Genomic DNA, 9,867 nt, shown 5'->3' with positions numbered 1-9,867 from the left:
TCGGAAGAGAGGCGTGGTATAGTAATATACCCACCGACTCAAACAACTTAATGAGTAAAATCGCTAAATCTACATCTAAGCGTCAAAGATTTAAGATGCGTAAAGCGGCAGAAAGAATTAGAGTTAAGATTAAAAACTTGGTGAAAGATTTACATAGTAAAGTAGCTGCATTTCTGGTGAATAACTACAAAGTTATTTTTCTGCCAACATTTGAAACATCTCAAATGGTTCTTAAATCAACAAGAAAGATTAACTCTAAATCAACCAGAAATATGCTGACTTGGAGTCATTACAAATTCGCAGAGCATTTAAAACAAATGGCCTTAAGGAAAAACGTTTTAGTTGTAAGGTGCAATGAATCTTACACATCTAAAACCTGCCCTAACTGTGGCCATGTCCATGAAAAACTAGGAGCCAACAAAGTATTTAAATGTCCCAACTGCAATTATAAAGCTCCAAGAGACGCAAACGGCGCTTTTAACATTATGTTGAAGGCTTTGTCGGCAACGACCTTCACTGTAACTAGTGATGCTATACTATTGACTGATTTGGTGAGTAATTGCCAGATTTGTCAAGGTTAAATGTTGCACAGCAGGCTGCTTCTCAATCATAGTAATAATTAGCTTTGTTAATTTTTGTAAAAGATATCAAAAAAAATCAATGAATGAATCCCTATCTAATTCTCCTAATTTCCTTACAGAAACTGAATCTGCTGATGTAGATAAAGCCTTACTCTCTTCCTCGGAAAAGTTTTTGACTCGTTTAACTATTTCTTCTTTAAGACTGTTAAAAATCATCGCCAATGATTTAGATTTAGCTGTGGAAGATTTAACCCATGAGCACATTATCGCTTGGTTTGAAAAAGATGCTAAAGTGCGCCGTGAAGAGGGTATAGATGCTGCTGTACTAAAATGGTAGCTTTTTATTTATGTCAACAGTTACTGGTGAACAGAGAATGTAGAATTTAGAATGTAGAATTTAGAATTATAGCTATAGTAGGGTGCGTTAACGAAGTGTAACGCACCATTAATATTTTGTACTAAGTAAATTATCTGTATTGGAAGATATGAGCTTACTAAGCTATGCTTTATAAACATCTTTCTTAACATAAAACTTGACAAAAACACCAACTTGTGGGTGAGTGCTTTTTCAGATTTTGTTTAAGAAAATAATGTATAGTAATATACATTTTATCCAAAACTTAAGTAATTTTACTTAAAACCCCTCTCCCTGCTCCCGTGCTCCGGTGCTCCCTGCTATACAAGGGTTTCAGAGTTGCTTATAAAGCATAGCTTACTAAGGGGGGCTTTATAAACATATTTCTTAACATAAAACTTGACAAAAACCGCAACTTGTGATTTGACGCTTTTTGAGATTTTGTCTAAGAAATTAATGTAGGGTCTGAGTTATACCGCTTCTACATCAGGGGTTTCTTCTCACCTCATTAAGCTTATTTTCCAAGGCGATCGCCTCCAACAGGTTATGTTTAGTTAATAAGTTATACCAAGCATTTTGAAACCGAATATCATCAGGATAATTTTTGCGTAATTGAGCTAAGGTGTCTAATAATTCATGCCAGATGCCCAATCGGGCATAAATTTCTAATTTTTGTTCACAAGTAACTCTAGTTAATTCTGCTTCAGTTTCTAAGGGTATAGTAATTCGCTTCATCAGACCAAAAGCTTCCCCATCTATTTTGTCATTTTTACTAGCGATCGCCTTCCATTGATAAGTATGATTACTCAAAAGAGAGGGAGCATCCTCAGGTAACTTTAACCTGAGTAAATGAGATTGAGGACTATATGGAAAACTATCTTGATAAAAATATTTTTTCCCCTCAGTTTCAATGTCTCTAATTTCTAAATAAATTACCAACTCATTCTCTGCTGGTAAATCACCTTGATAAGATAACCAAAAAACCGGATGACTCAAAGAAGTTATGCTTTGATAAATAGGTCTTTGTAAAGAAGAATCTTGATGATGCCAAGGAATAATTGCTTGTAAATTACCTAAAGAACGAGATGATGTTCTACCGCGATTTTCTGTACCATTACCATCACTTCTGCCGCGATTTGGTGGAGTAAAGTTTAAACTATAAGAAATCGAATTATTTTCATTAGATAAAACTTGGTTATGAATAGGATTGAGCCAAAAACTACTCAAATAAACTAGGCTATAAATAATAACAATTGTGACAAAAAAACGCCAAATAAACTTAATTATTTTGGCTAGAGAGCGGTTTTTAACACCATTAAGTAAACCTATACCTGCTTCAAAAGGATAAAGTTTATCCCTCAACAGATATAAAAAAGCTATAATTGTTCTTTTCATTATCATTCTCTGCGTAATTGTTTTAAAAAACAGTAATAATTGCTAAACTCTCTGAAGGTATAAAGGTCTAATTATATAACTACTAAAAAAGGCTAATTCTAGGGGAACCAATGGTAGCCAGAAACCATAAACCACCAAAAAAACCCAACCTAAGCCTGGTAAGATGAATACACCGAAAATAAAACCGACTATCCAACCTCGATTACTATTATATTTTTGACTCAAGATAACCCCAATAATTGAGCTAACTAAAATTAAACCAATTTCTACAATGAAAGGATAAATTTGAATTAGGGGACGATTATCAAGGGCATTAGAGACTATTTGACTAGTTACATGGGCAACAACTACTACACCAGGAGTATCGATATCCACAGGGGAAGAATGTCGATCTGTATTAGGTAAATCCATACCTATTAAAACAATTTTATCTTTAATCCAATTAGTATCAATATTACCATTTATAACATCAGCAATAGAAACAACACGAAAGGGAGAGTTTCCTTGCCGATAATTAATTAAGATTTCGTAGCCCCAATGTCCTTTTTGCTGATAGGCACCAGTATAAGAGGGTAAAGGATAATATTTTTGTTTACCTATTTGAACAATATTTCCTGGGATAATTTGAGGTTGAATTGATTCTTGAGTTAGATATCTAAGAGCTAGTTTAGTTCCCAAATAGTGATCCGCTCGACATTTATCATTACTATCAGGAGTTTGAAACAGAGAGACTCTACGTAATATGCCGTCAAAATCGTAAAACACGCCATCATAACCCATTTTTTCAGAAGTATATAGAGAAGATCCCCTATCGGATGTTTGGGTGCTTTCTTCTGGTGTACAAACACCAGTAACTAGGTCTGACTGAGAAAACATCTGTTTGAGGGGATTATTTTCTTCCATCTCCTCAAAATCTCTAGTAATATCCAAGCCAACCACTCTAGGTTGATGCTTATTGAGCTTTTCTATAGTTCTTGCTATAATTTCATCAGAAAAAGGAAAACCAAATTGTTCTTCATCTTGACCCGTAACAATTAAAATTCGCTCATCCATTGTCTCCTGCCAACGGGAAGCTAAAAACGCATCATATAGATAAAACTCTAAAGGTCGTAATAATCCAGTTGCTCTAATTCCAATCACTAAACAGGTTAATAGCAAACTAGTTATAGCGGAGATACGCCAAGGAAAAACACCTGTTTTTTTTAGTTTCTGCCAGGTTGGAGGGTTAGCAGTAGGATTTTGAAAAATTACAGGTAGCCAACTTGCACAGGGATAATCATTTTCCCATATTTTCAATCGCTCTCTTACTTTTCTAGTTGCCAGATAAAAGGATTTGCCTTGAGCAAATTCTGAAAGCCAACAGTTGACAAAAATTTGTGCAACAGCGTCTGGAATTGGCTCTGTCATTACGATAACATGAGAAAATCCAACTCCTTGCAAAGCATTAGCTAATCCTAATCCATCACAAGAATTAAAAATGGCTAATCGTGTACCATTTTTAGTGGCACTAGCTAAGGAAGATTTCAGCTCATTCATGGTTAGGGAATCCCTGTTATTAATTCTTAAAATTCCTAAACTATCTTTAGTTTGACTATGCCCTGCAAAAAAAAGTAGATCCCAACCTGGTTTTTCTCTCAGTTTTTGGTCTAACTCAATTAGATCAGGATTTTCTAGGATGCAAATCTCGGTATGAGGAAGAGATTTAAGTGCTTTTTGATCGCTTTCTAAATTTAAATCATTACTATGACCAAAAACAGCTAGTATCCTTACTAAACCTTCCGGTGTGCCAGATTTTTTCCATTCTTGCTTATAATTGGAAACGCTGAAAGCGTATTCTAAAGAATCAAGATTATTAAATAATTTCCATAGATGCCAAGGAATTCTCTGTAGTTTTTGCTCGTTACTAGTTAGAATAATCTTTGATTTCTCAGTTATCTGAAAATAGTAGAGTAATTCTTCTTCTAGGGGAAGTAACCATTCATTAAGACCATCTTTTAACTGTTGTATCAAATAATCTAGATCTAAAACGGAAATATTAGTAGGAATATTTGTGTCTAGTTCAATACCACTGCGAAAATTATAAACTTCGTAAATAGAGTAGTATAATGTTTGCCAATTTTGTATTAATGACTCTAGATGAGGGGCACTCGGTAAGCTGATTTGTCTTTGAATTAACAAAGAGTTATGTTGGTTAAATTCTTGAATAGTTACCGAGTTAAATCCGGTTGATAAGTTACCACATCCAAAATTAATAGTGATTTGCTTGGGTGAAATTGATTTTCCCAATAATTTTTTTGTCTTGATGATTTTAGCAGAGATAGTTTGCCAGAATTTTTTAAGCATGAGTATTAAGTCTTATATAACTAAAAACGGACTAGTTTACATATTTTTTAGGAAAAAGTTTTCAGCAAAACATATTTGCTCTTGGAAAGTAATTTGTAAGGTAAATGATGTTTCCATTTTGCTAGTAAAGCCGATTTGCAAACATTGATCTTGAGAGCGAGTAGTAGCTTTTTTTAATAACTTAGAATCAAACATTAGTTCTAAATTGACAGATTTTGGTAAAAATTTAGAGCTGGGTTCAGGATATAATTGACAAACAATACTAAAGCTATCATCTGTTTTTTGAGAAATGGCAATTAAAAAAATTACTTGAGTTCGTTGGTTTATCTCCACTTTTAAATCAATTATTTTGGCCTTTTTGACTCGATAATTGTTTATACTCATTTCCGCACCACGAGTAGCTACAGATAAGGCAGGAATTGGATTCGTGTTTAGATCATAAAGATTATTTATTTCTTGCCAGCCATAATTCAGAGAAGATGATATTTCTCCTTTTAGCCATTGCCATAAATTAGTAGCATGATTAGTAGTAGTTGAATTTTTGAGCTTCTGTTGATATAGTTGTTGTAGCCATGCAGAATCAGTAATTAATTGTGACCAGATAGCAAAAGGTAAATCTAAGCGCGGGCTAAATAAAGATGGTCTACTTAGTTCTTGAAAAGCCTCTTTTTTGGTTAAGTTACTAATTGTTTGATTATTTATTTTTGGTGGTTGTAACTTATCTATAAATTCATAAGTAATGCCAAATAATTCTAAATCTAGGGACATTAAATCTAAAGAGACTAAATAATGCTGATAAAAAGTATCGAGGGTGGCTTTTTGTTTAATGGTATTACTATGAACATATCCCCAAAGTAAAATAAATCTTTCTTCAAGATTAACTTGAGCTGCTAAATAGTAGTCGGCACTCCACTGAGGAATATCTACCCATTCACGGGGAATAGAAAGGCTAGAAATATCTAGGTTTTCATCAGGAATAATAACTATTTTTAGGGAATCAATTGATAAAGGTGTTCCTGAAATAACATTCCAGCAAGATTTTAAATAATCATTGTTAGGAATATTTATTGATTGTTCATTTTCTACAATATTTTCTCGTAACCAGTTACTTACCGCTTCAAGACAGAGAGTATTCAAAAGATAATTGTGTTTAGCTAGATGATTAGGCATGGTTTTTTCTGCCTCTGATTTAATTCTCTCTAAAGCTTGAGGATCAATATCAATTAAAATTTGATTAGAAAAATTGAGTTTGTAATTTAAAGAGGTAGAATTCATAGTTATAAAAGCTCCAATTGAGTTAAATGATTTTGGTATTTTAATCAGATTGATTAAGTTAGTTGTTGTTTACTAATTGTTCTAGGCTTGTTAACAAAGCACTAGTAACTGTTAAAGATTTCTCTTCAACTTGTTTCTGCAAAAAGTTAATTACTTGTTGAGTAGTTAATGACTGATTTGCTGAATAATTATAGTATTTGTACAGTGATTCTTGGAAATAGTTTTTTAGGATTTCTATTAAACCTTCTTTTAAATCAGCGATCGCCTCTGGTGAAAGTTTAACATTGTCTGAATCAAAAGCCTCTTGCTTTAGTAATTTTTCTAATAATTTTTCCCAAGCTTTACGGTATTTAATGCTTACTGATTTCTGAGTAGTATTGAGGATTTTGGCAATTTCTGTCTGCTTAAGATTTACTAATTCTCTTAAGTATAAAATCAGCCAATCCTGTGAATTTACTTGATTAAGGTATTCACAGATACAATTAGTTAATCTTTCTATAGTTATATTTTGTTGAACTAAATTGAGGGAGGAATCAGCTAGTGATTTTTCATCAGCTACAAAATCTAATAAGCTATTATTTTCTTCTGTAGAAGTCGGCATATCCAAAGATATAGTTGGTCTATCTATAAAGTAGCGAATCGCCTTACCAATTTCGTTTAAATAGTTTTGCACATCATCAGCTAAAACAACCGAAAGAAAAAGCTGCTGATCTTCCTGTTTACCTAAGAGAATATTTAGGCGATCGGCAATACATTGAAAATCTTCTTTAGTGGGAGATTGGGTCTTAATTTTTTTTACGCTTTTTACTTCTAGAAAACATTTCCAAATCAGCAAATATCGCTCAATCTCTGAGTTTTTTATTCCCCTAAATAACAGACACTCTATTATTTTTTGCTCACTTGACCTAGCAACTAAACCAAGGTTACTCCTCATTAAAGTTTTACTACCTTCTTTTAATCTTAATTGATCAATTAATTTTCCTTTAGCCTTTTTTCGACAATAACCATGCAAAACTTTATACCATATTATATTTGAATTGTCTTGACAGTCAAAATTAGCTAAAAAAGATTTTGGTTCAGAGGCTAATGACAAACCAGTTAAAATTAATTCTTCCCAAAGAGTAGTAGATGTGCTGGTAGAAACTATTCCTGAAGCCAGAAAAATACCCTTGACTTCTTGAGCTGCTTTTGCACTATATCTAGACAAAAAAGCAATCCAATTTTCTACAAAAACGTTACCAGGTTTAGCAGCATTTAACTCTTGATATAAAAGACGAGCAACTGAAGCTTCTTGAGCATTATCAGTGATTTGACAAATTCGGTCTACATTCATTTTAGCGCGATGACTCACACGCCATTTAATTGTTAATACCTGTGCATTTTCTTTAATCATGTCAGGTAAAGTATAAAACCAGGAAAGTTGAGATGGGAAGTTCATGTTTTTGTCTAGCCAGAATGGTTGTGATATTTGAAGTAACTTAGTCGTTTTTTTTGAATATAGCAATAGATAAGCTTAAACGTATTGAAAATGGGTTTAAGCAGGGAATAGGGAATACTCAGATCTTGCATCTTTATTTAATGTTACTGGTTGTGGTTAAGTTTTGAAGTCTTGAAGTCTTGAAGTAATGAGTTAAAGAATTAATGCTAAACGCTTAAAAATTGGTTGACACTCAAGGCGTATTCAGTATTTTTGTTCTAAAGATCCTTTTCTTAGGCGAAAGAGAAATGAACTTTTTCTCGCGGAAGGCGGTCATCTATGGCCCCGGATTTAAAATCCGGGGAACGGATGACCACAATAATTTGGTACATAAGTACTGGTGGAAGATGTGAGGAATAGGCAAATAGGCAATATTAGATAGGTTTTCAGGCGATACTTGGTTTTTGAGTATAAGTAATTTAAGTGCATCTTAGCTTACGCGCATCCGGTTATGAAATGGCCCTTAATTTCTTTAATCGGATAACGGAAAAGAAAATATACCAAAAAGACTGTGACATATAGCCGTCGCCATAAGTATTCATCCGAACTAGATCTTAAGAGGTAAAGCGGTAGGTTTTTCCCCAATAACTAGAGACAATTTAAGAACTACGGCAAAGCCCTCCAGTCTCCTGAAGGAATAAAAGCACCCCAGAAAAAGGGATGTTCAGTTTCCTGTGAGGCCATCATCTCCAACTGTACTTGACGCAATGCCTCTCCCCTGTCTTCTCCTTCTAGGATGCGTGTGTAGTATGCTACCATCAACTCCTGTGTCTTCTCATCACTCACTTTCCACAGACTCATTAACTGACTTTCGGCTCCCGCTAGGGTAAATGCCCTTCTTAAACCATAGACCCCCTCTCCTGGTGCTACATCCCCCAATCCTGTCTCACAAGCTGATAACACCACCAAACGGGTGCCTCGCAGGTTTAAACCCGTTACCTCTAAAGCCGTTAACACACCATCCTCTGACCCACTCTCTCTTTGATTGAACCCGGCTAAAGCTAACCCTGACCTGAGTAAGGGGTTTTCTCTGATGGTCAAATCTTCTGGTGAATCATTCGGTTGTGATTGAGGTGGAAAGAAAAAACCATGGGTGGCTAAGTGGAGAAACTCCGGTGTGGATTGTTCTTTGAGATTATTTTCACTGGCTTCGCTTTCAGTAAACACCAGTAAATTATCTACTAACCCCTCAATCTGTTCTCCTTCTATTTTCGTGCCTTCTAAGGGGCCAAAAGTTAGGGTTTCTATATCTCCTGAACGTCGAGATGCTCTATTTTGACCTGTGGTTTCTTCTGTAGCGTCAGCCAAGAGGGGAATACTGTCCACCCTAGCTGTATCAAAATCAGGATTAGCCATCAAGACAGGGGGTGAGGGTTGACGGTCTCGAAACAAGTCTAAACGGAGTAAATCGCGACCTGAGGTGAGATAAGTAATTAAGTAGTTTTCCAGGAGATATTCTTCTGCCTCGTCCATTAAAACGGCAAAAGGCACCAGATTAAGACTACTATCAGGAGCAATAAGTAAGTGGGTAGCATCGCCAACCAAGGGTCTAAGGGGGGCGAAAATGAGAGCATCAAGTTCTCTAGCCGCCTCTTGGGTAGTTTCTAAGTTAAATTCCGTACTCACAGTTCCTAAACCTCTATCTCCTCCTTGTAGCTGGCTACGGAGTTGTTCAATTTGGGCATTAATAATACTAGCTGGACCTAAATCAAGCCACTGCACTTCACCTTGAGGAAGGAGAATATAAACCCCATAGCGTGGCTCTCCGAATTTATCCTGTATAGGGTCGTAGGGTTGATACTGAATATATTCAATCAAAACCCCATCAGTAGGAATAGCTGACTGTACTGCCGGGATAGTTACCGGGGTAGTTTGTTGGGCAAATTCAGCACTGCGGGCACTTAATTGGGCTTCAAGATTACGCATTTGGGAGTTAAGTTGCTCTTGTTGGCTTTTAACTTGTTGTTGAAGAAGAGAGTCACTAGGTAAAGGGCGATTGGACAGGGTAGCTAGTTGGGTTTGAGTGCTGGCGAGTTGGTCAAAGAGGTCTTGAGTGGCTGGGTCACTATCATCACTCAAGCTTTCTAACACTTGACCCATAGCGTCGAGAATTCGACCTTTGCGGCGGAGAATGGTGGTGAAGGCGAGGTTAGCGGCATCTAGGTTATTGGGTACTTCTTGTAGGTGGAAGGATATGAAACCATTGGTGCTACCTTGAAATAAATTCAGGAATTGTTTTTTCTGGTCTTCAGAGCCAATGAGGAGGTTTTCGGCAATGATGGTTTCTTCTAAGTCACTTGCTTCGGTATATAAATTTAGGGCTTTGCTGTATCTCCCTTGTGACTGGTAAAGTACTGCTAAATTATTGAGGCTAAGGGCTACATCTGGGTGGTCTTGGTTGGCATAGATTCGCTTTCTCATTGCCAAGGCTTCAGTATAGA

The 9,867-nt window shown here is 35.6% G+C and carries 7 protein-coding genes; 2 read left to right on the top strand and 5 right to left on the bottom strand.

Annotation, left to right across the window (positions count from 1 at the left end; genetic code table 11):
• Both MW688_RS16835 and MW688_RS16830 read left to right on the top strand, forming a co-directional pair.
• Positions 1-581: RNA-guided endonuclease TnpB family protein (locus tag MW688_RS16835; RefSeq protein ID WP_486737174.1), on the top strand; the 581-nt coding region annotated here is incomplete at its 5' end.
• 79 nt (positions 582-660) lie between these two features.
• Positions 661-918, top strand: a complete 258-nt coding sequence (locus MW688_RS16830) for a hypothetical protein (protein WP_486737173.1) — start codon at positions 661-663, stop codon at positions 916-918.
• 504 nt (positions 919-1,422) lie between these two features.
• Here MW688_RS16830 and MW688_RS16825 read toward each other — a convergent pair.
• The 5 genes from MW688_RS16825 to MW688_RS16805 form a co-directional block, all read right to left on the bottom strand.
• Positions 1,423-2,331, bottom strand: coding sequence for a DUF928 domain-containing protein (locus MW688_RS16825; protein WP_486737172.1), 909 nt, complete (start codon positions 2,329-2,331; stop codon positions 1,423-1,425).
• Between the two features lie 42 nt (positions 2,332-2,373).
• Positions 2,374-4,674, bottom strand: a complete 2,301-nt coding sequence (locus tag MW688_RS16820; RefSeq protein ID WP_486737171.1) for a CHASE2 domain-containing protein — start codon at positions 4,672-4,674, stop codon at positions 2,374-2,376.
• A gap of 36 nt (positions 4,675-4,710) precedes the next feature.
• Positions 4,711-5,949, bottom strand: a complete 1,239-nt coding sequence (locus MW688_RS16815; protein WP_486737170.1) for a DUF1822 family protein — start codon at positions 5,947-5,949, stop codon at positions 4,711-4,713.
• Between the two features lie 58 nt (positions 5,950-6,007).
• A complete protein-coding gene (locus MW688_RS16810; RefSeq protein WP_486737169.1) occupies positions 6,008-7,387 on the bottom strand; it encodes a sigma-70 RNA polymerase sigma factor region 4 domain-containing protein in 1,380 nt (459 codons plus the stop codon).
• A 645-nt stretch (positions 7,388-8,032) separates the two neighbouring features.
• Positions 8,033-9,867: CHAT domain-containing protein (locus tag MW688_RS16805; RefSeq protein ID WP_486737168.1), on the bottom strand; the 1,835-nt coding region annotated here is incomplete at its 5' end.

The organism is Johannesbaptistia floridana (genome assembly GCF_057440575.1).
This window is presented reverse-complemented; position numbering and strand designations above follow the sequence as displayed.

What these genes read in the sequence shown, in the direction of transcription:
- MW688_RS16830 (WP_486737173.1), top strand. Translation starts at nt 661, where the DNA reads ATGAATGAATCCCTATCTAATTCTCCTAATTTCCTTACAGAAACTGAA.
- MW688_RS16825 (WP_486737172.1), bottom strand. Translation starts at nt 2,331, where the DNA reads ATGAAAAGAACAATTATAGCTTTTTTATATCTGTTGAGGGATAAACTT.
- MW688_RS16820 (WP_486737171.1), bottom strand. Translation starts at nt 4,674, where the DNA reads ATGCTTAAAAAATTCTGGCAAACTATCTCTGCTAAAATCATCAAGACA.
- MW688_RS16815 (WP_486737170.1), bottom strand. Translation starts at nt 5,949, where the DNA reads ATGAATTCTACCTCTTTAAATTACAAACTCAATTTTTCTAATCAAATT.
- MW688_RS16810 (WP_486737169.1), bottom strand. Translation starts at nt 7,387, where the DNA reads ATGAACTTCCCATCTCAACTTTCCTGGTTTTATACTTTACCTGACATG.